This window comes from Jiella avicenniae, from assembly GCF_021390325.1.
Lineage (GTDB): Bacteria > Pseudomonadota > Alphaproteobacteria > Rhizobiales > Rhizobiaceae > Jiella > Jiella avicenniae.
In genome coordinates, this window is sequence record NZ_JAJUWU010000003.1 from 420,298 (window position 1) to 446,183 (window position 25,886).

The 25,886-nt window shown below is 66.5% G+C and carries 26 protein-coding genes; 20 read left to right on the forward strand and 6 right to left on the reverse strand.

The window, feature by feature from the left end; translation table 11 throughout:
- Nucleotides 1-6 precede the first annotated feature (6 nt).
- The 14 genes from LZD57_RS04165 to LZD57_RS04230 all read left to right on the forward strand — a co-directional run bounded on the left by LZD57_RS04165 (nt 7) and on the right by LZD57_RS04230 (nt 14,965).
- Nucleotides 7-522, forward strand: a complete 516-nt coding sequence (locus LZD57_RS04165; protein WP_233717849.1) for a MarR family winged helix-turn-helix transcriptional regulator — start codon at nt 7-9, stop codon at nt 520-522.
- Complete coding sequence (locus LZD57_RS04170; protein WP_233717850.1) at nt 519-1,214, forward strand: SDR family NAD(P)-dependent oxidoreductase; 696 nt, start codon at nt 519-521, stop codon at nt 1,212-1,214. Before LZD57_RS04165 ends, LZD57_RS04170 begins: the two co-directional genes overlap by 4 nt.
- 2 nt (nt 1,215-1,216) lie before the next feature.
- Nucleotides 1,217-2,548, forward strand: coding sequence for an NAD(P)/FAD-dependent oxidoreductase (locus tag LZD57_RS04175; RefSeq protein ID WP_233717851.1), 1,332 nt, complete (start codon nt 1,217-1,219; stop codon nt 2,546-2,548).
- Nucleotides 2,549-2,586: 38 nt separating this feature from the next.
- Complete coding sequence (locus tag LZD57_RS04180; protein WP_233717852.1) at nt 2,587-4,257, forward strand: peptide ABC transporter substrate-binding protein; 1,671 nt, start codon at nt 2,587-2,589, stop codon at nt 4,255-4,257.
- A gap of 113 nt (nt 4,258-4,370) precedes the next feature.
- Complete coding sequence (locus LZD57_RS04185) at nt 4,371-5,321, forward strand: ABC transporter permease (RefSeq protein ID WP_233717853.1); 951 nt, start codon at nt 4,371-4,373, stop codon at nt 5,319-5,321.
- A gap of 11 nt (nt 5,322-5,332) precedes the next feature.
- Nucleotides 5,333-6,220 carry an ABC transporter permease gene (locus LZD57_RS04190; protein WP_233717854.1) on the forward strand — a complete coding sequence of 296 codons (888 nt, stop codon included), beginning with the start codon at nt 5,333-5,335 and terminating at the stop codon, nt 6,218-6,220.
- 32 nt (nt 6,221-6,252) lie between these two features.
- On the forward strand, nt 6,253-7,575 hold the full coding sequence (locus LZD57_RS04195; RefSeq protein WP_233717855.1) for an NAD(P)/FAD-dependent oxidoreductase: 1,323 nt from the start codon (nt 6,253-6,255) through the stop codon (nt 7,573-7,575).
- 96 nt (nt 7,576-7,671) lie between these two features.
- Entirely contained in the window at nt 7,672-8,187 is a 516-nt protein-coding gene (gene msrA, locus LZD57_RS04200; protein ID WP_233717856.1) for a peptide-methionine (S)-S-oxide reductase MsrA, read from the forward strand.
- A 256-nt stretch (nt 8,188-8,443) separates the two neighbouring features.
- On the forward strand, nt 8,444-10,072 hold the full coding sequence (locus LZD57_RS04205) for an ABC transporter substrate-binding protein (RefSeq protein ID WP_233717857.1): 1,629 nt from the start codon (nt 8,444-8,446) through the stop codon (nt 10,070-10,072).
- A 43-nt stretch (nt 10,073-10,115) separates the two neighbouring features.
- Nucleotides 10,116-11,213, forward strand: coding sequence for an ABC transporter permease (locus LZD57_RS04210; protein ID WP_233717858.1), 1,098 nt, complete (start codon nt 10,116-10,118; stop codon nt 11,211-11,213).
- Nucleotides 11,210-12,139 (forward strand): ABC transporter permease, encoded by a 930-nt coding sequence (locus LZD57_RS04215; RefSeq protein WP_233717859.1) that lies wholly within the window; start codon nt 11,210-11,212, stop codon nt 12,137-12,139. The genes LZD57_RS04210 and LZD57_RS04215 overlap by 4 nt, the downstream gene beginning before the upstream one ends.
- Nucleotides 12,136-12,984 carry an ABC transporter ATP-binding protein gene (locus LZD57_RS04220; protein ID WP_233717860.1) on the forward strand — a complete coding sequence of 283 codons (849 nt, stop codon included), beginning with the start codon at nt 12,136-12,138 and terminating at the stop codon, nt 12,982-12,984. The genes LZD57_RS04215 and LZD57_RS04220 overlap by 4 nt, the downstream gene beginning before the upstream one ends.
- Complete coding sequence (locus LZD57_RS04225; protein WP_233717861.1) at nt 12,981-13,757, forward strand: ABC transporter ATP-binding protein; 777 nt, start codon at nt 12,981-12,983, stop codon at nt 13,755-13,757. The genes LZD57_RS04220 and LZD57_RS04225 overlap by 4 nt, the downstream gene beginning before the upstream one ends.
- Before the next feature lie 134 nt (nt 13,758-13,891).
- Nucleotides 13,892-14,965 carry a dipeptidase gene (locus LZD57_RS04230; protein ID WP_233717862.1) on the forward strand — a complete coding sequence of 358 codons (1,074 nt, stop codon included), beginning with the start codon at nt 13,892-13,894 and terminating at the stop codon, nt 14,963-14,965.
- 69 nt (nt 14,966-15,034) lie between these two features.
- Here the strand turns inward: LZD57_RS04230 and LZD57_RS04235 are convergent, their stop codons facing one another.
- Nucleotides 15,035-16,012, reverse strand: a complete 978-nt coding sequence (locus tag LZD57_RS04235; protein WP_233717863.1) for a WD40 repeat domain-containing protein — start codon at nt 16,010-16,012, stop codon at nt 15,035-15,037.
- Nucleotides 16,012-17,121 (reverse strand): CobW family GTP-binding protein, encoded by a 1,110-nt coding sequence (locus tag LZD57_RS04240; RefSeq protein WP_233717864.1) that lies wholly within the window; start codon nt 17,119-17,121, stop codon nt 16,012-16,014. The genes LZD57_RS04235 and LZD57_RS04240 overlap by 1 nt, the downstream gene beginning before the upstream one ends.
- A gap of 228 nt (nt 17,122-17,349) precedes the next feature.
- Between LZD57_RS04240 and LZD57_RS04245 the strand changes: the two genes are divergently transcribed.
- The 4 genes from LZD57_RS04245 to LZD57_RS04260 all read left to right on the forward strand — a co-directional run bounded on the left by LZD57_RS04245 (nt 17,350) and on the right by LZD57_RS04260 (nt 19,301).
- Entirely contained in the window at nt 17,350-17,748 is a 399-nt protein-coding gene (locus LZD57_RS04245) for an acyl-CoA thioesterase (RefSeq protein ID WP_233717865.1), read from the forward strand.
- A 9-nt stretch (nt 17,749-17,757) separates the two neighbouring features.
- Nucleotides 17,758-17,997, forward strand: a complete 240-nt coding sequence (locus tag LZD57_RS04250) for a hypothetical protein (protein WP_233717866.1) — start codon at nt 17,758-17,760, stop codon at nt 17,995-17,997.
- Nucleotides 17,997-18,974 (forward strand): MFS transporter, encoded by a 978-nt coding sequence (locus LZD57_RS04255; RefSeq protein WP_233717867.1) that lies wholly within the window; start codon nt 17,997-17,999, stop codon nt 18,972-18,974. The genes LZD57_RS04250 and LZD57_RS04255 overlap by 1 nt, the downstream gene beginning before the upstream one ends.
- A gap of 84 nt (nt 18,975-19,058) precedes the next feature.
- Nucleotides 19,059-19,301 carry a YrhK family protein gene (locus LZD57_RS04260; protein WP_233717868.1) on the forward strand — a complete coding sequence of 81 codons (243 nt, stop codon included), beginning with the start codon at nt 19,059-19,061 and terminating at the stop codon, nt 19,299-19,301.
- Between the two features lie 130 nt (nt 19,302-19,431).
- Here the strand turns inward: LZD57_RS04260 and LZD57_RS04265 are convergent, their stop codons facing one another.
- Nucleotides 19,432-19,875 carry a cupin domain-containing protein gene (locus tag LZD57_RS04265; RefSeq protein WP_233717869.1) on the reverse strand — a complete coding sequence of 148 codons (444 nt, stop codon included), beginning with the start codon at nt 19,873-19,875 and terminating at the stop codon, nt 19,432-19,434.
- Nucleotides 19,875-20,645, reverse strand: a complete 771-nt coding sequence (gene gloB / locus LZD57_RS04270) for a hydroxyacylglutathione hydrolase (protein WP_233717870.1) — start codon at nt 20,643-20,645, stop codon at nt 19,875-19,877. Before gloB ends, LZD57_RS04265 begins: the two co-directional genes overlap by 1 nt.
- A 160-nt stretch (nt 20,646-20,805) precedes the next feature.
- Here gloB and LZD57_RS04275 point away from each other — a divergent pair, with 160 nt between their 5' ends.
- Both LZD57_RS04275 and LZD57_RS04280 read left to right on the forward strand, forming a co-directional pair.
- A complete protein-coding gene (locus LZD57_RS04275) occupies nt 20,806-21,615 on the forward strand; it encodes a class I SAM-dependent methyltransferase (RefSeq protein WP_233717871.1) in 810 nt (269 codons plus the stop codon).
- A 128-nt stretch (nt 21,616-21,743) separates the two neighbouring features.
- Nucleotides 21,744-22,736, forward strand: a complete 993-nt coding sequence (locus LZD57_RS04280; protein WP_233717872.1) for a sensor histidine kinase — start codon at nt 21,744-21,746, stop codon at nt 22,734-22,736.
- A gap of 101 nt (nt 22,737-22,837) precedes the next feature.
- Here LZD57_RS04280 and LZD57_RS04285 read toward each other — a convergent pair whose 3' ends face one another.
- Both LZD57_RS04285 and metW read right to left on the reverse strand, forming a co-directional pair.
- Nucleotides 22,838-24,697 carry an autotransporter family protein gene (locus LZD57_RS04285; RefSeq protein WP_233717873.1) on the reverse strand — a complete coding sequence of 620 codons (1,860 nt, stop codon included), beginning with the start codon at nt 24,695-24,697 and terminating at the stop codon, nt 22,838-22,840.
- A 525-nt stretch (nt 24,698-25,222) separates the two neighbouring features.
- Nucleotides 25,223-25,840, reverse strand: a complete 618-nt coding sequence (gene metW, locus LZD57_RS04290; protein ID WP_233717874.1) for a methionine biosynthesis protein MetW — start codon at nt 25,838-25,840, stop codon at nt 25,223-25,225.
- Between the last annotated feature and the right edge of the window lie 46 nt (nt 25,841-25,886).

Sequence of the window (25,886 nt, forward strand, 5' to 3'; positions counted from 1 at the left end):
CCGGGCATGGCGGCTGACGGAAAACGCGTTTCGACGCCCGCGGTGACGCGCGTCGAGGACGTCGATCTCGGGGTTCTCGACGACACTCTGAGCTTCTTCATCCGCGCGCTCAATCTCGCCGTGACCCGCGATCTCGACGCGAGGTTGGAGGGCATGGAGGTCGCGCGCGGAACCGGCAAGATCACCGCGCTCTTCCTGATCGACCGTCACCCGGGCATTCGCCCTTCCGTCATCGCCGCGGCCGCGATGAAGGACCGTTCCGCCATGGCACGGATCCTCGACGACATGGAGAGGCACGGCCTGATCCGGCGCGAGCCCGATCCCGAGGACGGCCGCGTCCAGGCCCTTCATCTGACGGAGAAGGGAAAGAAGGCGTCGCAGGAGGTCCAGGCCATCGTCCGCCAGTCCCGCGACTTCTTCCACGACATCTCCGACGAGGAATACACCCAGGTGATCGATCTCCTGCGGGGGCTCTACTGGCGCATCGTCAAGGCCCATCAGGCAAAGGGAACGAAGCTATGACCGCACGGCCCGTCGCGATGATCTCCGGCGCCAGCCGCGGCATCGGGCTCGCCGTCGCCCGGCGGCTCTCCGCCGACGGATGGGCCCTTTCCCTCGGCATGCGAAAGCCTCTCGTGCCGGAGGGCGTCGATCCGGCCCACACCCATCTTTCCGCCTACGAGGCGGCCGTCGGTGGCGAAGACGCCTGGACCGCGGCAACTCTCGAGCGCTTCGGCCGGATCGACGCGATCGTCGCCAATGCCGGGCTGATGATCCCGAAATCGGTGATCGAGGCGGAAGACGACGATCTCGACGCGATGCTGGCGGTCAACGTCAAGGCGCCGCGCCGCCTGGTGAAGGCGGCCTTCGAGCCCCTCGCCGCCAGTGGCCGCGGCCGGGTGATCATCCTCGCCTCGCTGTCCGGCAAACGGGTCAAGTCGGAAAAGTCCGGCCTCTACTCCATGACCAAGTTTGCCGCCGTGGCTCTCTCCCACGGCATTCGCCAGGCCGGCTTCGAGCACGGCATCAGGGCGACGGCCGTCTGTCCGGGCTTCGTCGCCACCGACATGGCGCGCACGGTCACCGACCGGGACACCGCGCTGATGACCGACCCGGACGAACTCGCCGGCGTCGTCGCCATGCTGATCGGCCTGTCGAACACCGCGAGCGTCGCCGAATTTGCCGTGAACTGCCAGCTCGAGGAGCAATACTGATCATGCCCGGCCCATTCGTCACCCCCGTCCACGGTGATCTCGACCTGCCCGAAAAGGTCGACGTCGTCGTCATCGGCGGCGGGATCGTCGGCGTGTCGACGGCGCTCGAACTCGCCGAGCGCGGTGTCAGCGTGGCCCTCTGCGAAAAGGGCGGCATCGGCCAGGAACAGTCGAGCCGCAACTGGGGCTGGGTGCGCATCTCGCGCCGCGATCCGCGCGAAGTGCCGCTGATGGTCGAAGCCCTGCGCGTCTGGAAGGATCTCGACCGGCGGATCGGCCGCCCCACCGGCTACACCCGGTCCGGCATCGTCTTCGCCTGCGCGACCGACCAGGACGTCCGGAACTACACCAACTGGATCCGCCATCTCGAACCCTGGCAGATCGAATCGCGGATGCTGAGCCCCGACGAGTTCAAGGCGATGTTCCCTGCGGCGCAGTTCGACGTGAAGGGCGCGCTCTACACCCCCGCCGACGGGCGCGCCGAACCGCAGATCGCCGCGCCGGCCATCGCCGAGGCCGCGCGCGACAAGGGTGCCCATATCCTCACCGAATGTGCGGTCCGCGGCATCGAGACGAGCGGCGGCAAGGTCTCCGGCGTCGTCACCGAGCGCGGGCCGATCGCCTGCTCCTCGGTGGTGCTGGCGGGCGGCGCCTGGTCGAACCTCTTCTGCGGGCTCTACGGCCTCGATCTGCCGCAGTTGACGGTGCTGGCTTCGGTGCTGAGGACGAAACCGCTCGAAGGCGGCCCGGACCAGGCGATCTGGGCGAAGGATTTCGCCTGCCGCAAGCGCAAGGACGGCGGCTACACGATCGCCTGCGGCCACGAGAACGTCGTCGACATCGTGCCGAACTCCTTCCGCTATGCCCGCCGCTTCCTGCCGGCGCTGCGCGAGGACTGGAACTCCCTCAATTTCCGGCTCTCCTCGCGCTTCTTCGAAGAGGCACGGACGCCGAAAAAGTGGTCGCTCGACGAAGCGAGCCCGTTCGAATACTGCCGCGTCCTCGATCCGAAGCCCGAAAAGCGGCTGACGGACAAGGCGCTGACGGAACTCAGCCGCGCCTTTCCGGCCTTCGCCAAGGCCGAGATCGCCCAGCACTGGGGCGGCCGCATCGACGTCACGCCCGACGCCATCCCGGTGATTTCGGCCGTCGACGAGATCCCCGGCTTCCACGTCGCCACCGGTTTTTCCGGCCACGGCTTCGGCATCGGCCCCGGCGCCGGCCGCCTGATGGCCGACATCGTGATGAGCCGCACGCCGGTCGTCGACCCGCACGAATTCCGCTTCTCCCGCTTCACCGACGGATCGAAGGTTCGTCCCATCAGCGGGTTCTAGACATCGCAGGCAGACCCTCCAACAGAAGGATCATCGGCATGGCAGATCAGCACTTCTCCTCGTGGAGCCGCCCGTCGCGGCGCCGGGTTCTTTCCCTCATCGGCGCCTCTTCCGCCGCCCTCGTCGCCCCTGGCCTGTTCGGCAAGGGTTCGGCCATGGCCGCCCCGCCGTCGGAGCCGACCGGTCAGGTCATCGTCGGCTTTTCCCAGGAGCCGACGATCTTCAACCCGCACATGCCGCATATCGAGGTGGACGAAGGCATCCACTTCTCGCTCTTCGACCCGCTGTTCATCGTCGACGACAAGGGCGAATTCCAGCCGTCCCTCGCCACGGAGGTACCGAGCGTCGAGAACGGCGGCATCTCGGAGGATGGCCTGCACTGGAAGATCAAGCTGCGCGACGACGTCAAATGGCACGACGGCAAGCCGTTCACCGCCGAGGACGTCAAGTTCACCATCGAGCTTCTGGTCGATCCGGACTTCCGGAGCTGGCGGCGCGACGGCCACGAACTGGTCGAGAACCTGACGGTGGTCTCGCCGACCGAGCTGACCTTCGACCTGAAGTCGCCATACGCGCCCTATCCGTCGATTCTGGCCGCGACCTTCATCGTGCCCAAGCACATCCTCGGCGAAGAAGCCGACAAGAACAACGCGCCCTACAACAATGCCCCCGTTGGCACCGGCCCGTTCAAATGGGTCGAGCGGATGGCGGGCGACCACATCACGCTCGAAGCCAACGAGGACTATTTCGGCGAAGGTCCCTATCTCAAACGGCTGATCTACAAGTACATCCCCGATCTCACCGTCCTCTACACCCAGTTCAAGACCGGCGACATCGACGTCGTCGGGCTGCAGTGGATCACGCCGGACAAGTACCAGGAGGCCAAGGATCTTCCCGGCAAGTCGGTCGCCGTCGTGCCCGCCGCCACGGTCGAATCCCTGTCCTTCAACATGGACCGGCCGCAGTTCAAGGATCCGAAGGTTCGCCAGGCGCTCTACCACGCGCTCGACAAGCAGACGATCATCGACGCGCTCTATTACGGCCTGCCGACGCCGACCGAAACCTTCATGCCGCAGCAATCGGCCTACTACAACGCCGACCTGCCAAAGCACGAATACGACCCGGAAAAGGCCAAGAGCCTGCTCGACGAAGCCGGTTGGATGCCGGGCGGCGATGGCATCCGTGAAAAGGACGGGGTGAAGCTCGCCTTCACCAACTCGACCACCGCCGGCAATCACATCCGCGAACAGGCCCAGCAGTTCATCCAGCAGTCGTTCAAGGAGATCGGCGTCGACATGTCGATCTCCAACCTGCCGCCGGCCGTCATGTGGGGCGATTACTGGATGATGTCGAAGTTCGATTCCGTCGTCGTCGGCATCAACTTCCTCACCGGCTCCGATCCGGACGTGTCGAACTACCTCGCCCCGACCTCGATCCCCGCCAAGGGCGGCGCCGGCCAGAACACCTGGCAGTACGACAGCGAGGAGGTCGGCAAGCTCCTGGACGAAGGCGGATCGACCTTCGTGACCGAGGAGCGCAAGGCCGCCTACATGAAGTTGCAGGAGGTCGTGCGCAGCGACCTGCCCTTCCTGCCGATGTTCCAATACGCCACGGTGCGCGGCCACAAGGAGGGCGTCGAGGGCGTCGTGCCGAACATCAACGTGCGGATCGACAGCTGGGACGTCGCCACCTGGTACTGGGACAAATAAGGCCGTCCCGCCGCGGCCGATGATCCCGTCGGCCGTGGCCTCTTCGTTCCACTTCTCACCCCGTCGTCCGGCGCCCGCGGCCCGAGGCGGATCTTGCGGAAGCGAATTCGACGATGCTGCGCTTTCTCTTCGGACGACTCTGGCAGAGCCTCGTTCTCCTCGTCATCGTCTCGGTGATCGGCTTTGCCGTGCTCAACCTCGCGCCCGGCGGCCCGCTGTCGCAATTTGCCCTGACGCCCGGCATGACGCAGGCCCAGCTCGCCCGCATCGCCCACCAGATGGGCCTCGATCGCCCGCTCCCCGTGCAGTACTGGGAGTGGTTCACCCGGCTCCTGCAGGGTGACTGGGGCCGGTCCTACCGCGACAACCAGCCGGTGCTATCGGTGATCTGGTCGCATCTTATGGCGACGCTTCTCCTGATGGGGACCTCGACCCTCATCTCGGTGCTCATCGGGACGTGGGTCGGCGTCCTCGGCGCCTTGCGGCGCTACTCGATCTTCGACTACGCCGCGACCGTCGGCGCCATGGTGGCCCTGTCGATCCCGACCTTCTGGTTCGGCCTGATCGCGATCTACCTCTTCTCGCTCCGCCTCGGCTGGCTGCCGGCCGGGAACATGTACACGATCGGCGACGGCTCGGTGCTCGACTATGCGGTCCACCTGATCATGCCGAGCCTCGTCCTCGCCCTCGTCAACGTCGCCGTCTGGAGCCGCTACATGCGCACGGCGGTGCTCGACGTGATGAACCAGGATTTCGTTCGCACCGCGCGGGCCAAGGGGCTCACCCGCTGGGCCGTCCTGACGCGTCACATCCTGCGCAATGCGCTGGTGCCGATGATCACCCTGCTCGGCCTGCAACTGCCGACGATCCTCGGCGGCGCCCTCGTCACCGAGACCGTGTTCACCTGGCCGGGCATGGGCCGGCTGTTCCTCGATAGCCTCGGCTACAGCGACTATCCGGTGGTGATGGGGCTCTTGATGCTCTCGGCGATCCTCGTCCTCGTCGGCAATCTCATGGCGGACATCGCCGTCGCCGTCATCGATCCACGCATCAGGCTCGGCTGAGGGGGCGCAAGATGACCGACATGGCATTCAAGGCCGATCCCGCCCCGACGCAGCGCTGGTGGCAGCGGCGCGCGGTCAGGCGCTTCCTGCGGCATCGCCTCGCCTTGTTCGGGCTCGCGATCATCGTCCTCCTGGTGCTCGCCTGCGTCGTCGGGCCCTATCTCCTGCCCTTCGACGACCTCTACATCGACCTTCGCGCACGCTTCGCGCCGCCCCTCACCGGCTCGCACATCTTCGGCACCGATCCTCTGGGGCGCGATCTCGCCGCCCGGCTCTTCATGGCCGGCCGGATCTCGCTCCTCGTCGGCTTCGCCGCGATGTTGATCTCCACCGTCTTCGGCAGCCTGATCGGCATTCTCGCCGGCTATTACGGCGGCAAGGTCGGCGCGGTCCTGATGCGCTTCGTCGACGCGATGCTGTCCTTCCCGAGCATCTTCCTCCTGCTCGCGCTCGCGGCCTTCATCAAGCCGAGCCCGATCATGATCACGGTCATCATCGCGGCGACGAGCTGGATGGAGATCACCCGCATCGTCGAGGCGGAGATCAAGTCGCTTCGCGAACGCGACTTCATCATGGCGGCACGGACCCTGGGCCTGTCCAACGGCCAGATCATGTTCCGCGAGCTCCTGCCGAACGCCATGGGGCCGATCATCGTCGCGGCGACGCTCACCGTCGCGCGGGCGATCCTGCTCGAAGCCTATGTCAGCTTCCTCGGCTACGGCATCCAGCCGCCGCTGCCGAGCTGGGGCAACATGCTGAACGGCGCCCAGCAATATCTCGATTCGGCGCCCTGGCTGGCGATCGTCCCCGGCGTCGCGATCACGCTGGCCGTCACCGGCTTCAACTTCGTCGGCGACGGCCTGCGCGACGCGCTCGACGCGCGCAGCGACATCGCCTGAGCCGCAGCCCTCATCCGGGCGGAGACACTTCCATGAACCGCTTCTCGCCCTTCGAGGCCTCCCTCTGGTTTGCGACGGCCGAGCCGGCCCCGGCGACGCGGGCGCTGGCGGAAAGCCTCGACGCGGACGTCTGCATCGTCGGGGCGGGCTACACCGGCCTGACGACGGCACTGGAGCTGGCCAAGAAGAACGTCTCCGTCGTCGTTCTCGAAGCCCAGGAGGCCGGCTTCGGCGGGTCGGGCCGCAACGCCGGCCACTGCACGCCGACCTTCACCCACTATTCGCTCGGCGAGTTGCGCCGCATGCTGGGCGAGCCCTGGGCCGAGCGGCTGATCCAGCGCCAGACCCGCGCCAACGACCGGGTCGGGGCGATGATCCGCGACTATCAGATCGCCTGCGAGTGGCAGCAGAACGGCTATGTGATGGGGGCGCTGCAGCCGGCCAACATCCCCGCGCTGGAGCAGAAGGTCGAGGAATACAACGCCGTCGGCGCGAGGACCCGGCTGCTGAATGACGGGGCGGCCCGGGAGATCACCGGTTCGCCGCGCCTCATCGGCGGCTGGCAACATGAGGAAGGCGGCCATCTCAACCCGCTCGGCTATGCCCGCGGCCTTGCCCGTGCGGTGATGCAGGAGGGCGGCCGCCTGTTCACCCACTCGCCGGTCCGATCCGTCGAGCGACAGGCGGGACGATGGCGGGTCGAGACCCCGAAAGGCGCCGTTCTGGCCGACAAGGTCATCTTCGCCACGGGAGCCTACACGGTGGGCGGCTGGCCGAAGCTCGAGCAAACATTCAAGATCATGCGCGTCTTCGTCGCCGCGACCCAGCCGCTTTCGGAAGAGACGCGGCGCCACGTCCTGCCGCAGAACACGACGATGCACGACGGGCGCGGCGACATCTACGTCTACAAATACGACCGCGACGGGCGAATCGTCGCCTCGATGTTCCCGATGGGCCGGCGCGGCGTCGACCTCGCCTACACGCGGCAGGTGATGACCGACCGGCTGAAATGGCTGCATCCGGACATTCGCGAAGAGATCCGCTGGGAGTATCTCTGGTTCGGCGAACTCGACATGCAGTACCGCACCGTGCCGCGGCTCTACGATCTCGCCCCCGGCATCGTCGGCCTCACGGGTCTGTCCGGACGCGGCGTTCCGACCGGCTCGATGCTCGGCGGCATCCTGTCGGAATGGGCCATGGACGTGCCGGAGAAGGATCTTTCCCTGCGGCTGGAGCCGCTGCGCGCCGCGCCCTTCTACATGGCCTTCGGGCCGCAGCTCTCGCTGCGCTATCACCGCGCGAAGGAGTGGCTGAGCGCCAGACGCAGCGGATCGCCCCTGCCGCCGCATGCCTGACGGCGGGCCGGGATTTCATGATGCGGCGAATGCGCCGCGTTGAAGATCGCGGGTTGCGACGACACATAAGCTGTCTTCCAACCATGAGGTTCAGCCATGACGTCCAAGACCGAACGCGCCATTCTCGCCGGCGGCTGCTTCTGGGGCATGCAGCAACTCATCCGGCGGATGCCCGGCGTCGTCTCGACCCGGGTGGGCTATTCCGGCGGCAACGTCGAGAACGCCACCTACCGCGACCACGGCACCCATGCCGAGGCGATCGAGATCACCTTCGATCCCGACCGGACGAGCTTTCGCGATCTCCTCGAATTCTTCTTCCAGATCCACGATCCGTCGACCCCGAACCGCCAGGGCAACGATCGCGGCATGAGCTATCGCTCGGCGATCTTCTACACCAGCGACGAGCAGAAGCGCGTCGCCGAGGAGACGATCGCCGACGTCGACGCCTCCGGGATCTGGCCGGGCAAGGTCGTCACCGAAGTGGCGGAGGCCGGTGCGTTCTGGGAAGCCGAGCCGGAGCACCAGGACTATCTGGAACGGATTCCGAACGGCTACACCTGCCACTTCGTCCGGCCGAACTGGAAGCTGCCCCGCCGTCAGTCGGCGGCGTGACGCCGTCCAGGCCGCGACCATCCGACAGGATCGCTCTCGCCGGCCGCGCGCCGGCGAAGCCGGCGCGGTGAGGCGAGACGGAGGAGAACCGGCGCGCCGTCGTGGAGCTTCACCGGACGGCACGGCGGCGACGATCTGCGAGATCGGTGGACATGCGCTGAAAATGGGCTTGCCTCCCGAATGGGCGATGGCCTAGCTTCCTCAACGAGTTGAAACGAGATCCCGGCAACGGACCGGGTGAGACGAAAGGCTGTTCATGGGTTTCCTCCTGCCGTTCCCGTCCTCTCGCGCCATCCGTCGCACGGCGGCTGCGACGCTGCTGTCCGCCGCAGGCCTTTTCGCGGCGCCGGCCGCTTTCGCCGAAACGCCGGCGGACACGCTGGTCATCGCCAACACCATCGACGACCTGAAGAGCCTCGATCCCGCCGAGAGCTTCGAATTCTCCGGCGGCGACGTCATCAACAACCTCTACGACAAGCTGATCGAGCTCGATCCCCAGACGTTGAAGATGGGCCCCGGTCTCGCCACGAGCTGGGAAGTCTCGGAAGACGGCAAGACCTTCACCTTCAAGCTCGACACCAGCCGCAAGTTCGCTTCGGGCAATCCGGTGCGCGCCGAGGACGTCGTCTGGTCGCTCCGGCGCGTCGTCAAGCTCGACAAGACCCCCTCCTTCATCATCACCCAGTTCGGCCTGACCAAGGACAATGTCGACGAGACCATCAAGCAGGTCGACGACGAAACCGTCAGCATCACGGTCGACAGGCCCTATGCGCCGTCCTTCCTCTACAACGCGCTGACCGCCGACGTCGGCGGCATCGTCGACGAGAAGTTGGCGATGGAGAACGCCTCGGGCGACGACATGGGCAACGAGTGGCTGAAGACCCATTCCGCCGGTGCCGGTCCCTACACGCTGCGCGGCTGGAAGCCGAACGAATCGGTGATCATGGAGGCCAACGAGAACTATCCGAGCGCGCCCGCGATGAAGCGCGTCTTCGTCCGGCACGTGCCCGAACCGGCGACCCAGCGGCTGCTGCTGGAGCGTGGCGACATCGACATCGCCCGCAACCTCACGCCGGAGGACATCGCGGCCGTCGAGGGCAACGACAAGCTCAAGGTCTTCGAGCAGCCGCGCGGCCGAATCTACTACATTTCCGGCAATCAGAAGATGAAGGAACTCGCGACGCCCGGCGTCATGCAGGCGATCAAGTACCTCGTCGACTACGACGGCATCGCCAACTCGTTCCTGAAGGGTCAGGTCGTCGTCAATCAGCAGTTCCTGCCGATCGGCTTCCTCGGCGCGATCGACGACAAGCCGTTCAAGCTCGACGTCGAGAAGGCCAAGAAGATGCTCGCCGATGCCGGCTATCCCGACGGCTTCACGGTCGAACTCCTCGTGCGAAACGCCCAGGATCGCCTCGCCATCGCCCAGGCGGTGCAGAATACGCTCGGACAGGCCGGCATCAAGGTGAACATCAAGCCGGCGACCGGCTCGGAGGTTCTGTCCATCTATCGCGCCCGCAAGGCCGAGCTGACCCTTGAGGTCTGGGGGCCGGACTATCCGGATCCGAACACCAATGCCTCGGTCTTCGCCGAGAACCCGGACAATTCCGACGAAGCCCAGTTGACCGGCAATCTCTCCTGGCGCAACGCCTACGCCGCCGAGGCGACGACCAAGATGGCCGAGGACGCGGTGGTCGAGAAGGATACCGACAAGCGCGCCGCGATGTACGAGGAGATGCAGCGGATCGGCAACGAGAAGTCCCCCTTCGTCCTGATGTTCCAGCAGCAGGAGCAGGACGGCATGCAGAAGAACGTCGAGGGTTTCTCGACTGGCGGCGCCGTCTCCTCGGCCTTCTACAAGGCGGTGACGAAGTCGTCCGAGTGACCGCACCCGCAGCCCTGCGCCGGCGCGTCCGAGGGCGCCGGCGATGAGCCAGACACACGGCGCCCACGATCCGGCGACGGCGGAAGAGGAATCCGCCATCGCCGGCACGTCGCTCCTGCCACGCATCGCGGGGCGTTTCGGCAAGACGCTGTTCAGCCTCGTCGTCACTTTGTTCGGGTTGCTGGTCGTGACCTTCGCGATCGCCCGCCTGGTGCCGATCGATCCGGCGCTCGCGGTCGTCGGTCCGCGAGCCACGCAGGCGCAATACGAGGCGGTGCGTACCGAGATGGGGCTCGACCAGCCGATCCCGGTGCAGTTCGCGACCTATCTCGGCGATGTCGTCCGGGGCGATTTCGGCCGCTCCAACCTGACCTCTCGCCCGGTGATCGAGGACGTTCGCTCGGCTTTCCCCGCGACGCTGGAACTCGCGACGCTCGCGACCCTTCTCGGCGTGCTTCTCGGCGTTCCGGCCGGGGTGGTTTCGGCGGTCAATCAGGGGCGATGGCCGGACCACGTCCTGCGCGTCGTCGGACTGCTCGGCTATTCCATGCCGGTCTTCTGGCTCGGCCTGATCGCGCTTCTGATTTTCTACGGCCAGCTCGGCTGGGTCGGCGGCCCCGGCCGGCTCGACGTCTCCTACGAACTCTCCTACGAGCTCGACGTGACAGCCTACACGGGATCGATCCTGATCGACTCCGCTCTTTCGGGGGCCTGGGACGTCTTCTTCAACGCTCTCACCCACATCGCCCTGCCGGTCTTCGTTCTCGGCTATTTCTCGCTCGCCTACATCTCGCGGATGACCCGGTCCTTCATGCTGGAGCAGCTCGGCCAGGAATACGTCACCGCCGCCCGGGTGAAGGGCGTGCCGGAGCGGCGCGTCGTCTGGGTGCACGCGCTCGGCAACGCCATGGTGCCGCTGATCACGGTGATCGCGCTCTCCTATGCGGCGCTGCTGGAAGGCTCGGTTTTGACCGAAACCGTCTTCGCCTGGCCGGGGCTCGGCCTTTACATCACCCAGGCGCTGTTCGCCGCCGATCTCAACGCCGTCCTCGGCGGCACGGTGGTGATCGGCGTCGCCTTCATCGTGCTCAACCTTCTGTCCGACCTCCTCTACACCGTCGTCGATCCGAGGGCGCGATGAGCGACACCGTCTCCAAACCCGCCGGCGGTCTGAAGGCCTGGCTGACCAGCGACACCCCCGCCTCGCGCCTGCAGGCGCGGGCGATCGGCCTGTGGTTCGCCTGGAGCGATCTCGTCCGCAATCCGCTGGCCGTCGCCGGGCTCGTCATCGTCGTCCTTTTGATCCTGATGGCGATCTTCGCCCCGCTGATCGCCACCGATCCGCCGAACCAGCAGAATCTGGCCGACCGGCTGATGGCGCCCGGCGTCGGCGGCCACATCCTCGGCACCGACGAACTCGGCCGGGACATCTGGAGCCGCATCGTCTACGGCTCGCGGGTGACGTTGCAGGTCGTCGCCCTCGTCGCGCTGACGGCGCCCGTCTTCGGCCTCGTCGTCGGCACCGTCGCGGGCACGATCGGCGGCTGGACCGACCGAGTGCTGATGCGCATCACCGACATCTTCCTCGCTTTTCCCCGGCTGATCCTCGCGCTGGCCTTCGTCGCCGCGCTCGGGCCCGGCATCGTCAACGCCATCTTCGCCATCGCCCTGACGGCATGGCCGCCCTATGCCCGCGTCGCGCGGGCCGAGACGCTCTCCGTGCGCCGCGCCGACTACATCGCCGCCGCGAGGCTGCAGGGCGCGGGAACCTTGAGGATAATCACCGGCCACATCATGCCGATGTGTCTGTCCTCGGTGATCATCCGTGTCACCCTCGACATGGCCGGCATCATCCTCACCGCCGCCGGCCTCGGCTTTCTCGGCCTCGGGGCCCAGCCGCCGCTCGCCGAATGGGGCGCGATGATCTCGACCGGCCGGCAATATCTCCTCAGCCACTGGTGGGTCGCGACCATGCCGGGCCTTGCCATCCTGACCGTCTCGCTCGGCTTCAACCTGCTCGGCGATTCGCTGCGCGACGTCCTCGATCCCCGCGGAGCACAGCGATGAGCCGGGCACCGACCGAGGCGCCGCTTCTCGACGTCAAGAACCTTCGCGTCCGCTTCGAGACCCATCGCGGCGTCACCGAGGCGGTGCGCGGCGTCTCCTTCACGGTCGGGCGCGAACGCGTCGGCATCGTCGGCGAATCCGGCTCGGGCAAGTCGATGACCGGCCGCGCCATCCTGCGGCTGGTCCGCCCGCCGGGCATCGCCACCGCCGACCGCCTCGCCTTCGAGGGAACCGATCTCACGGCGCTGTCCGAACGGCGGATGCGGGCGATGCGCGGACGCCGCATGTCGATGGTCATGCAGGACCCGAAATATTCGCTCAATCCGGTGATGCGCGTCGGACGGCAGCTGATCGAGGCCCTGAAGGTGCACGAGCGGATCTCCTCGAAAGAGGCCCGCCGCCGTGCGCTCGACATGCTGGCCGACGTCCAGATCCGCGACCCCGAGCGGGTGCTCGCCGCCTATCCGCACGAGCTTTCCGGCGGCATGGGACAACGGGTGATGATCGCGATGATGCTGATCCCGCGGCCCGACCTCCTGATCGCCGACGAGCCGACCTCGGCGCTCGACGTGACGGTGCAGCTCGAAGTGCTGCGCATTCTCGACGATCTCGTGAAGGATCGCGGCATGGGGCTGATCTTCATCAGCCATGATCTCAGGCTCGTCTCGACCTTCTGCGACCGGGTGCTGGTGATGTATCTCGGCAAGATCGTCGAGGAGATCGAGGCGTCGCGTCTGAGCGAGGCGAAACATCCCTATACGCGCGGTCTGCTGGAATGCCTGCCGGAGATCGGCGCTCCGCGGACGCCGCTGAAGGTGCTGAAACGGGACGCGGCCTGGGCATGAGCGAAACCAAGCACATGCCGGGGGCCAAGATCGCCGTTTCCGATCTGTCGGTCACCTTCGTCCAGGGCCGGCGCCCCGTCCGGGCGGTCAGGGACGTGAGCTTTTCGGTCAGGCCGCTGGAGTCTTTCGGCCTCGTCGGCGAGTCCGGCTCCGGCAAGTCGACGGTGCTGCGGGCGATCTGCGGCCTCGCCCCGGTCTCGGGCGGCGACATCCGGATCGATGGCGGCGCCATCCCGCAGCCCCGCGACAAGGCCTTCGCCCGCAAGGTGCAGATGGTCTTTCAGGATCCCTACGGCTCGCTGCATCCGCGCCATACGATCGACCGGGTCCTCTCCGAGCCGCTTTCGATCCACCGCTTCGCCGACCGCGAGGATCGCATCGTCCAGGCGCTGAAGGACGTCGGCCTCGACGCCCGCTTCCGCTTCCGCCTGCCCCACCAGCTGTCCGGCGGCCAGCGCCAGCGGGTCGCGATCGCGAGGGCGCTGATCGTCGAGCCGGAGATCCTCCTCCTCGACGAGCCGACCTCGGCCCTCGACGCCTCCATCCAGGCGGAGGTCCTGAATCTCCTCACGCGGCTGCGCGAGGAACGCAGCCTCACCGTCATCATGGTCAGCCACGACCTCGCCGTGATCGACCACATGTGCGAGCGCCTCCTCGTCATGCGCGGCGGCGAGGCGGTGGAGGCGCTCGACCGGTCTGCGCTGGCCGACCGCAAGGTCGCGTCTGACTATACGCGCTCCCTTCTGACGGCGAGCGAGGGGTACGTGCGCTGAATTCTATTCCATTCGCGGCCCGATCGACCAAGCCGACGATCAGTCATGCGAGGCTCGGGCGGAAAGGGTTGCCGACGGAACGGTCGCCCATGTCCAGATTCGCCTGACCTCCAGCATTTCGAGGACCCTACTCCATGAATGCTCCAGTCGTCTTCGACGGGCACAATGACAGCCTGCTTCGCCTCCACGTCGACGGATCGCAGCAGGCGATCGACGCCTTCCTTGCCGGCACGGGACCAGGTCACATCGACCTCGCCAAAGCCGAATCCGGCAACCTGCGCGGCGGGCTGTTCGCGATCTTTCCACCCTCACCGCAGGGCTCCATCGATTTTTCCCGCATGCCGCCGGGCGGCTACGAGATGCCGCTGCCGGCGCCGCTGGAGACGGCCATCGCCGAAGCGGCGACGATCGGCATGGCGTCGATCCTGTTCCGGCTGGAGCGCGGCTCGAACGGGCGACTGCGCATCTGCCGCTCGGTCGCCGACGTCCGTGCGGCCTGGGCGGCGGATGCGATGGCCGCGGTGCTGCACATCGAGGGCGCCGAGGCGATCGATCCCGATCTCGCAATGCTCGACGTCCTTCACGCCGCGGGCCTGCGCTCGATCGGCATGGTGTGGAGCCGCGACAACGTCTTTGCGCATGGCGTGCCGATGCGCTTTCCCTCGTCGCCCGACATCGGCGACGGTCTGACCGAAGCGGGCGAGCGGCTGGTGAAACGCTGCAACGACCTCGGCATCCTGCTCGACCTGTCGCATCTCAACGAAAAGGGCTTCTGGGACGTCGCGCGCTTCACCGACGCACCGCTGGTCGCCACTCATTCCAACGTCCACGCGCTCTGCCCGGTCAGCCGCAACCTCACCGACCGGCAACTGGCGGCGATCGCCGAATCGAAAGGCGTCGTCGGGCTGAACTTCGCCACCGCCTTCCTGCGCGAGGACGGGGCGATGGATGCAGACACCCCGATCGAAACCATGGTCCGGCACCTCGACGCCCTGGTCAATGCACTCGGCGAGGACGGCGTGGCGCTCGGCTCGGATTTCGACGGCGCCGTCATCCCGGCGCCCATCGGCGACGCGGCCGGCCTGCCCGCCCTCTTCGAGGCGCTGGATCGCCACGGCTACGGCAGTGCGCTCATCGAAAAGATCGCCCACGGCAACTGGCTGAACGTCCTCGAGCGCACGTGGAAGGCGCCCGGCGACCCTCGCTGAGGGACGAGCCATCAACGGGGCGAAGCTGTTTCCGTTCGCATTGCCCGAAACGGTGCAAGCCGCAGCGCGTCATCCCGCAATGTCGACGACGCCCGCCTCGCCGTTTTCCGCGCCGAAGGCGAGAAGGCCACCTTTCGCGTCCCAGGCCATCGTCCGCAGCGGCGAGCAGCCGCCCCGGCGCAGCAAGGCTTCCTTGGAATCGGCAAAGCGCACCGCAAGGATCATCCCGTCCTGATAGCCGATCGCCAGCATGTCTTCGGCGGGATGGCAGGCGACGGCAGTGACCATCGAGTCGCCCCTGGTGCCGAGTTCCAGCGGCGCCTTTCCCATCGGCCCGTCCTTGCCCGAGAACGGCCAGAGGATCGCCGCCGGCGCTCCGGAGGTGGCGAGGAACTTGCCTTTCGCCGACCAGGACCAGTCTTTCACCTTGGCCGGGTAGCCGGTCATGCGCATGTGCTTGCCGTCGTCGACCCGCCAGCCATGCAGGGCGTTTTCCTGCATGACGGTGACCAAAAAGCGCCCGTCCGGCGAAAAGGACAAGCCGAGATGGGCCCCTTTCCAGTCGAGCGACACCGGCGCGGCGTCGGTCGCCGGGAAGAACAGCGAGGCGCCGTCGTAGCGGGCGGTGGCGAGGCGCGTCCCTTTCGGCGCGAAGGCCACGCCCTCCACGGTGCGATCGTGCTTGAGCTCCTTGAGATCGCCCTTCGCCGGCTTGAACCAGGCGCTGCGGCCCGATGCGAAGGCGATCGCGCCATTCGGCCCGCCGGCGACGGCGCCGACCCATTTGCGGCCGATGCTCGCGAGTTCGACCACGCTTTCGCCGTCGCTCGTCGCGACGACGCGGCCGTCCTCGCCACCCGACAGAAGCCGCCGGCCGAACTCGTCGTAGACGGCGGCAAGCAGCCCGCCCTCGTGGAGGGTCAGGGTCTTGTCGCCACCGGCCGGCAGGCGCAACGAACCATCGGCCAGCGCAAAGGCCGGCCGATGGCCGAGGAAGCAGGCTGTTTCGACGAAGTCGGCGAATTCATACGCGGCGATCGATGGCATCAGGCGGGGGCCTTCGCCTTCGCCGCGCAGGCGGCGAAGCCGGCTTCCAGTTCTTCGGCGTCGAGCTTTCGGCCGATGAAGACGAGGCGGCTGAGCTTGGCCTCGTCGTCGCGCCAGGGCCGCTGGTGGTCGCCCTCGATGATCATGTGGACCCCTTGCACGACGTAGCGGTCCGGATCGCCGTCGAAGGCGATGATCCCCTTGAGGCGCAGGATGTTCGGCCCCTGCTCCTGGGTGAGCGCCTGGATCCACGGAAAGAACTTCTTCGGATCGAGCGGCCCGCCCCGCAGCGAGATCGAGGTGACCGTGACGTCGTGGATCGGCGAGACGGCGTGATGATCGTGCGAATGGCCGTGATCATGATGGTGATGATCGTGCCCATGATGATCGTGATGATGATGATCGTGATCGCAGTCCGGACCGCAGACGTGATCGTCATGGGCGTGTTCGGCTTCCTCAAGAAACGCCGGATCGTCGTCGAGGACGCGCTTCAGGTCGAAGGCGCTCTGACCGAGCACCTTGGCAAGGTCGATGCCGGCCCGCTCGGTACGATGGATCACGGCATGAGGATTGATCGCCCGCACCGTCGCCTCCACCTGGGCGAGATCTTCGGCCGACACGAGATCGGTCTTGTTGAGAAGCACGACGTCGGCGAAGGCGATCTGGTCCTCGGCCTCGCGCGAATCCTTCAGCCGCATCGGCAGGTGCTTGGCGTCGACCAGCGCGACGACGGCGTCGAGCTGGGTCTTGGCGCGCACGTCCTCGTCCATGAAGAAGGTCTGGGCGACGGGCACCGGATCGGCAAGGCCGGTCGTCTCGACGAGGATCGCGTCGAAGCGGCCCTTGCGGCGGGTGAGACCCTCGACGACGCGCACGAGATCGCCGCGCACCGTGCAGCAGACGCAGCCGTTGTTCATCTCGTAGATCTCTTCGTCAGATTCGACGATGAGGTCGTTGTCGATGCCGATCTCGCCGAACTCGTTGACGATGACGGCGTATTTCTTCCCGTGATCCTCGGACAGGATGCGGTTGAGCAGCGTCGTCTTGCCGGAGCCGAGATAGCCGGTCAGTACGGTGACGGGAATGGGGGCGGCAGCGGTCTCGGACATCGTGTATTCCTCGTTGAGCCGGTATTTCGTGGCGTCGTGGGGCCGATATAATCCCGCAAAACCGAGATTGCACGGGGGATGTGCATCCCGAAACCTCCCTGCGGCGCCGTTGCCGGCCGATGCAGGCGCGGCGACGGCTTGCCATCGAAGCGGCAGCACCTTCCTATGGCGGGGGGGCGAGCCGGACCTTTCGCCCGATTCTGCCGATCTTCAGACGGGGACGATGCGATGGACGAGACCGACGAAATGCCGAAAGGCGAACTCACCGTTCGCATTCCGGCGATGCCGGCCGACGCCAACGCCAACGGCGACATCTTCGGCGGCTGGGTGGTCTCGCAGATGGATCTCGCCGCCGGCATCCGGGCCGCCGAGCGCTCGCGAGGCCGCGTCGCGACGGTGGCGATCAACGCCCTCGTCTTCAAGAAGCCGGTGAAGATCGGCGATACGCTCTGCGTCTACACCGCCATCGAGAAGGTCGGCCGGACGTCGATCACGCTGGCCATCGAAGCCTGGACCCAGCGGCGCACCTCGCGCGTCGAGGCGAAAGTCACGGAAGGCACCTTCGTCATGGTGGCGATCGACGACGAGGGCCGCCCGAGTGCCATTCCCGCGGAAACCCTCGACTAGCCCGCCTCCGTGTCGCCGACGCCCCGTGCGGCCCATCCGTCCGCCGGCATTGCCGCACTCGCCGTCGGCGAGACCATCGTCTGGGCGGCGTTCTATTACACCTTTCCGGCGCTTCTGACCCGGTGGAAAGGCGCCGAAGGGTGGAGCAAGACCATCCTCACCGCCGCCTTCGCCGGCACGATCATGCTGTCGGCACTGCTGGCGCCGCTCGCCGGACGGCTGATCGACCGGGGACACGGCCGGCGCTGATGACGGGAGCGACCTGTGTCGGTGCGGCACTTCTCGCTTTGTCCTCCGTCACCACAAGCCTCGCAGTCTTCGTCCCCATCTGGCTCTGCCTCGGCGTCGTCATGGCGGGTGCGCTCTACGAGCCCTGCTTTGCCGTCGTCACCCGCGCCCTCGGCCCGTCCTCCCGGCGGGCGATCACCGCCATCACCCTTCTTGCCGGCTTTGCCGGGACGCTGGCCTTTCCGATGAACCACTGGATCGCCGAGGCGGGCGGATGGCGGCTGGCCTCGCAGGCGATGGCCGGCCTCGCCCTCTTCGTCGCCGCGCCGCTGCTGTGGCTCTCGACTACGCGCCTGGAAGCCTGCGCTCTCGCCCGAGCCCCGGTCGAAGACCCGGCACACCGGCCCTCTCAACCGACGCAGGCCCCGGCCTTGCGGGGCCGGCTGTTCTTCCTGCTGACGCTCGGCTTTGCGACCGTCGGCGCGTCCCACAGCCTCGTCCTCAACCATCTTCTGCCGATCCTCGAAAGCCACCGGATGAGCGACGACCTCGCCGTCCTCATCGCGGCCGGCGTCGGACCGATGCAGGTGGTCGGGCGCCTCGCCATTCTCGGCTTGGAACGCCACCTGTCGAACCAGGCCGTGGCGCTGGCGAGCTGCGTCGCCGTCGGCCTCGCCGCCTGCTGCCTCCTCGGCTCGCAGTTCCTGCCGCTCCTGGCGGTTCCCTTCGTCGTCCTGCACGGCAGCGGCTACGGGACGGTCAGCATCATGCGCCCGGTGATGCTGCGCGAGACCCTCGGCGAGGCGAATTTCGGCGCGACCAGCGGCCGGATGGCGCGCTATTCGACCGCCGCCGCCGCCCTCGCTCCCTTTGCCGGCTCGCTCCTGTGGCTGATCGGCGGCTACGATCTGGCGCTGGTGATCGTCGCGCTCGCCTGCGTCCTCGCCTTCGCGGCCTTCGCCTCGCTCGCCGCCCAACGAGGCCGCCCATCGACATAGGTCCGACCCGGCCCATCTCGGAGGTATGGCGCCAGCCATTCTCATCCGCCAGCGGACGTCCAACGGGAAAGAGTGCTTCGAACCATGCTGCAACGACTCGTCCGAGATTATTCCTGGATCCATCTCGGCATCGGGCTTTTCGGCAATTTCTGCTTCGTCGTCGGCTCGGTGCTGTTCTTCAAGACTTTCGAAAGCTTCTACACCCTCGGCGTCTGGCTGTTCGTCGTCGGTTCCACGGGGATGTTCCTCGGCTCGCTCGGCGAACTCGCCAAGTCGCTCTACGAGCGGCGGGAGAAGCGGGAGGAGCAGCCCGCGCGGGCGACATGAGGGGTCGGCCGGGCAGAGGATGCCGGCCAGGAAGGATGCCTCGAAAGGAACCGACCGCCTTCGGCGGACCCGTAAGCCGCAAAAGGCGGGCGTCATGGCGGCGCAGGGGTGAGCGTCGCCGCGACGAGCGTCAGCTCTTGCGCGGGGTCGGCCGCCAGTCCTTCGGCGCCATTTCGAAGCTCGCGAAGTCGAAGGCCGGCGCGACCGTGCAGCCGACGAGCGTATACTCGCCGAGCGAGGTGGCGGTCTGCCAGCAGCCCGCCGGCACGACAAATTGCGGCCGCTCGCCCGCCTCGATGTTCGGACCCAGCCGATGGGCGGCCGCGTCTTGGCCGTTCTCGGAAACGGTGATCACCAGCGGCGCCCCGGCGTACCAGTGCCAGACCTCGGCCGCATCGTTCACCCGGTGCCATTCGGACGTTTCGCCGGCTTCGAGCAGATAGTAGATCGCGGTGGAGCGCGACCGGCCGCCCTCGTCCGTGCGCTCGTCGCGGAAAGTCTCGCGGTACCAGCCGCCCTCGGGATGCGGCTTCATGTCGAGGCTTCTGACGATCTTGAGCGCGGCTGAACTCATCAGTACTGATCCCTTTTCTTTCTGATCGCGGCGAACACGTCCACCGGGTCGGCGCCGTCCATCCCCATGGCGGCCATGAGGCCCTCGTCGTCGGCCCGAAGGAACGGATTGGTCTTCTTCTCCCGTTCGAGCAGAACAGGCAAGGTCGGTCGGCCCTCCCGGCGCAATTCCTCGACCTCCCCCGCCCGCTCGCGAAGCGCCACGTTGCCCGGATCGACGGACAGCGCGCATTTGGCGTTGGTGGCCGTATATTCATGCCCGCAATAAAGCATCGTTTCGCCCGGCAGCTTTCGCAGCCGCTGCAACGATTCCCACATCATCGCCGGATCACCCTCGAAAAGCCGCCCGCAGCCCAGGGAAAACAGGGTGTCGGCTGCAAACAGGGCCTTCGCCTGCGGCATGTAGTAGGAGACGTGGCCGAGCGTATGGCCCGGCGTATCGATGACCTCGACTGCGATCCCGCCGACGTCGATCGTCTGCCCGCCGGACACCGCACGGTCGAGGCCGGGGATCTTCAGCCGCTCCTTCTCCGGCCCGATCACCTCGACGTGAAACCGCGCCTTCAGGGCTTCGTTGGCCTCGACGTGATCGCCGTGATGATGGGTCGTCAGGATGTGGGTGAGCGTCCAGCCGGCCTCTTCCAGCGCCGAAAGGATCGGCTTTTCCTCCGGCGCGTCGATGGCGATCGTCGTGCCGCTTTCGGTTTCGTGGACGAGGACGCCGAAATTGTCGCTGCGGCAGACGAACTGCCGGATTTCGAAGGATGCCATGATGCTCTCCTGATAGCGTTGCGAGCGATCGCTTGGCCCGGAACGAAGACGGGGTCAGAATACGTCCGCTGGCACGGCGGCGGTTTTCCACCCGGCCGCCGGGGCGGCGGCCGTCGAATCTCGACCAGGACGGTTTCGAGCCGGCCGGCCATGGTTCTATATGGGAACGAGCCGCTGCGCTGGAACCTCGGGAGATTGCGCTCTGTCGACCAATGCCGACATCATCGATCTGTGCAACTTCTACGCCACGCCGCTCGGGACGGTGGCCGCCCGCTCGATCACCCTGTCGCTCTCGCCGCTCTGGCGGCCGATCTCGGAGGAGCGGCTGCTCGGGCTCGGCTATGCGACGCCCTACCTTTCCCGCTTCGGCACCGATTGCGAGCGCTCGCTGGCATTCATGCCCGCCGGACAAGGTGCCGAGCGCTGGCCGGCGGGAGCTCCGCTCAGAACCGCTCTCGTCGGGATCGAGGATCTGCCGCTCGGCGACGCCTCGATCGACCGCATTCTGATGGTCCACGCGCTGGAATTTGCCGAGAGCCCGGAAGCGCTCCTCGCCGAGGCCTGGCGCGTGCTGGCGCCGGGCGGCAGCCTGGTCATCGTCGTGCCGCATCGCCGCGGCGTCTGGGCGCGGTTCGAGCACACGCCCTTCGGCTCGGGCCGCCCCTGGTCGCGCGGCCAGCTGACGCGGCTCCTGCGGTCGGTGACCTTCACCCCCCACGCCTGGGGCGAAGCGCTGTTCTTCCCGCCCTTCGAGCGCCGGTCGCTCGTCGGCTTCGCCCCGGCGATGGAGCGGATCGGGCGGAAATTCTGGCCGATGTTCGCCGGCGTCGTCATCATCGAGGCGGTGAAGCAGCTGCATCGAGGCATCCCTGTCGCCTCGGCCGCGAAGGAGCGCCGGGTGGCAAAGCCGGTGCTGGTCCCGGCGGGCGCCGGCGCCGGCGCGCGGGTCTGGCGCCGTCAGGTCCGTTGAGATATGGCCATGAGCCGCGAGTCCGACTTTTTTGCCAGCGACTTGCGCCCGATGTCGTCGAGCGGGCGGCCATCGGCCAGGCCCGTGCCGATCGCCCGGCAGGTCGGGGCGTGTGGGAGGATGCCGGCTTGAATCTCGCTTTCAGGCGATTGACGCATATCGACCTGCCCCAGAAGGCGGAGAACTATCTTCCGGTCGTCGCGACACAGTTCCTGTTCGCCATCCTTTGCAGCGCCGTATCGATCGGCTTGCGGTTCGTCGCCGATCTCTTCATGCCGGGCGCCGGCCCATTCGCCCTGACGATCCCGGCGGTTCTCGTCGCGACCCTGTTCGGGCGCTGGCTCTGCGGCGCGATCACCGAGACCATCTCCTCGCTCTACGCCTGGTATTTCGTCCTCCCGGTCGCCGGCAGCTTCGAATTCGCCACGTCTGCGGACGGGCCGCGGGTGTTCGTCAACATGCTCTCGGGCTATTTCGTCGTCGCCCTCGCCGAGTTGTTCCGCCGGGCCGTCCGCCAGGCGCTCGCCGATCGCGACGCCTTGCTTCTGGAACTGCAACATCGGGTCAAGAACAACTTCGCCTCGATCGCCTCGGTCCTTCGTCTGCAGATATCGGCGACCGCGAGCGGCGAAGCCAAGGAGGAGCTGAAGGCAGCGCTCGGCCGGGTGGAGAGCTTCGCCCAGGCCTACGAATTTCTCTATCACGACTCCGACCATACCGGCGCGGTCGACATGCGGAGCTATCTCGAAGGCCTGTGCCGGGCTCTGGCGACGTCCTTCGGCTCGGCTCGCAACGTCGACATCCTCTGCGACGCCGAGGCGGCCGACATGCCGCGTGACCGGGCGATCCTGATCGGACTTCTGGTCAACGAAGTGGCCAACAACAGCGTCAAGCACGCCTTCGGAGCCAACGGGGGTGGGCAAATCCGGGTGCATTTCAGGCGGGACGACGAAACCTATCGTGTCGAGGTACGCGACGACGGGACGGGGATGAGCGGCGAAGGCCGGCCCGGTTCTCTCGGTATGCGGCTGATTCGGGCTTTGACCGCCCAAGCGAACGGGACGGTGAATATCGACAGCGACGAAGACGGCACACGGCACGAATTCGTCTTCGAACCGTGACGTCCTGAGGTCCCGAAAGCGGAGCCTTGCGCCCGGTCGAGCGAAGGCGCGCCTGCGGCCCGTGACCGCAGACGCGCACCCGAGAAGCCCGACGGCAGAGGTCAGAACGCGAAACGCACCTTGCCGGAGAAGGAATGTGCATCGTGGTCGGATGCGAAGGACCCGGTGTAGTCGAGCCGCGCGCTCACGGTGCTGTCGTTCTTGTTGAAGGCAATGCCGACCTGGGCAATGCCCGTCACCTCGTCGAGACTCGGGAGATGGAAGTCGGGCAAGGCGTTGCCGTTGACGTTGAGCTTGACGTCGACTTCGTTGTCGAGATCTCCGGCCGCAAACCGCACCCCGGCCATGACGATCGGAGCAACGGTGTAGACGTCGCCGACGAACGCCTTGGTGAGCGTCAACTTCGGTGTGACGTTGAAAACGTCGTTCGACTGGTCGCCGTAGGTCGCGCCGTTCGCCTGTTTTTCGGTGAACCCGTCGACGTCGATGTGGGTATATCCCAATTCCACCGCGGGAATGACGTCGACCATCGAGGCGGCATCGAACTTCCAGCCCGCCTCGACTTTGGCGCCATAGGCGTCACCATCGGTCTCGGACGTCGCACCGCCGGTCGAATTCTCCCGGAACATGTCGAAGGTCGCGTGGGTGTAGGACGCGATTGCGTCGACATAACCGTCGGACAGGATCGGCATCGTGCCGTAAAGTGCCACGGAAATCGCTTCACCGTCGACGGAACTGGTCGTTCCATCCTCCTGCGAGCCGGAAACCGAGTAGCCGACGGCCACGCCGACGAGGGACCTCTCGGACATCGCATAATCCAGTCCCGCCAGGGTCGTGAAACTGCCGAGGCTGAAATCCTCTCCGAAGTCGCCGTAGTCGGTGGAGCCCTGCGTCCCGGCCGCGCCGATGTAGAGCCGCCAGCCCTCCCCCTGATAGGCATTCTGCGACAGGGTGGGATTTCCCAGCGAGAGCGCGGAATTGGCGATCCCGCTGAAGGGGTTGCTCGATTCCTCGGCAAAGGCCAGCGGCCCGGCGCCGCCGGTCAGGAGATCGGGGCCGCGGGTCAGGCCCGACAGTCGTAGCGCGATCTGATCGTTGAAGTCGTTGTGGAAGCGATACATCGTGTCGCGCGTCGCGAGGAGGATGTACTTGTTGGCGCCGTCGAGCGTCCCGCCACCGGGATTGACGACGGCCTGAACGAGACAGCTCGCCAGCGCCGCCGCGAACGCATCGGCAGCCGCACCGCCCTGGTTGATGAGGGCCAGCGTTCCGAGACACCCGCCGCTCGACAGCATCAGCGAGGTGTAATCCTCGAAGGTCGTGCCGAAAGCCGTCGTGAAAATCGGTGCCGACGACGGCTCCGGCACGCCGTCGCCATCGACGTCCGTGAAGGTCTGCGTCGGGCTCGCGCCAACCGCCTGCTGCCCCGCCTGATCGGTGATCTCCTGACCCACGATGCCCGTCAGGATGATGTTCCCGCTGAGCAATTCCTGCTCGATGAGGATCGACGTCAGCGAACCGTCGATGATGTCGCGATCCTCGTCGGTCACGAGGACGAACACGCGTTTCACGTTGGGGTCGCTCGACAGCATGTAGTTGTTCAGCGCGAAGTCGATGGCGGCATAGCCATCTTCGGTTCCGCCGCTCGTCGACAAGGTTCCCGCGGCTGTCGCGAAATCGGCGGCCGTTCCGAGGGGAACGCCGCCGACGAGAACTTGGCGCGGAACTTCGTTCGTGTCGCCGTAACCGACCAGGCCGAAAGAATTGTTGGCCGATCCACCACTGACCAACTGCGCATTCAGCTGCGGCACGAACGTCGTCAGGAAATTCTGCGCACCCGCCATCGATCCGGACTCGTCGACGAGAAAGACGAATTGCGAGTCCGCCAACGCCGTCGTCGTCGTCAACGCCGTCAACATCGTCGCAGTGACGGCTACTCTTCCAATTTTCTTGAACTGCATGACATTCCCCTCTGCCTCGGTCATCTCCAGGACAAAGGAACGCTATTCATCGTTTGATGACGATACAATATTATTATGTGACTCTGAGTCACTAAACCCCTGCGTGTCACCTCTGAGCCACGTTGCTATCGATATCGTTGCGTAATGGAACTCCTTTCCCAACGGCAACCGCGACGGACCGCACGAAAAGGATCCCGAGAAAAGAATGGTCGCGATTTCCGGAGGCCGCCACCGTAGATTGATCCGGTGCCGCAGGGCGCAAGCTCTCCCATCGGCGCCGATCACCCTGGATCGCGCCGCCGCGAACCCGCCGCCATGACGAACGACGGGTCACCGACTTCCGCGGCTGAGAACGGTCCGGTTCGCTCTCGCGCCCCGAGGGATTCGATGAACTCTGGAAAGGCACCTGCCATCGCGGGCAACGGCCTTTTGACCCGCCGGCCAGCGAGCCGGCTCGCAGCGACAGATCTCGCGCCCCGCTCAACGCCGAAAGCGCGAAGCCGGCGGTCGCGAGCGGGCCGCTTCCTACCGCCGCAGGACGAAGACCGCCTGCTCGCCGAACAGGTTCCAGAACCACCAGGGCATCTTCATGCCCATCTTCTGGCCGGTGGAATTGATCGCGATGGCCGTCTCGACCGTGGCGCCGAGCTCGCCCGCGAGCGCGACGAAGTCGCGGATGGTGCAGAAATGGATGTTCGGCGTCTCGTACCAGGCGTGGGTGAGATTCCGGGTCACCGGCATCGAGCCCCTGAGGCCGAGCGAATAGCGGATCGTCCAGTGGCCGAAATTCGGGAAGGACACGATCGCCCGGCGGCCGATCCGCAAGAGTTCGGTCAAAACGATCTTGGGATTGCGCGTCGCCTGGATGGTCTGGGAGAGGATGACGTAGTCGAAAGCGTCGTCGGGATAATGGACGAGGTCGCGGTCGGCGTCCCCCTGGATCACCGAGAGCCCCCGCGCCACGCATTCGTTGACGCCGGCCTGGCTGATCTCGATGCCCCGCCCGTCCACGTGACGGCGAGATTGCAGCAGCGCCAAGAGAGCGCCGTCGCCCGAGCCGACGTCGAGCACCCGGGAATTCGGTTCGACGAGCCCGGCGATCACCTCGAGATCGACGCGGATCCCGGCAGGGGTCCCCGCCACCGTTTCGCTCGTCGCCGTCGGACCTGGCGCTCTCGTATCGCCGGAC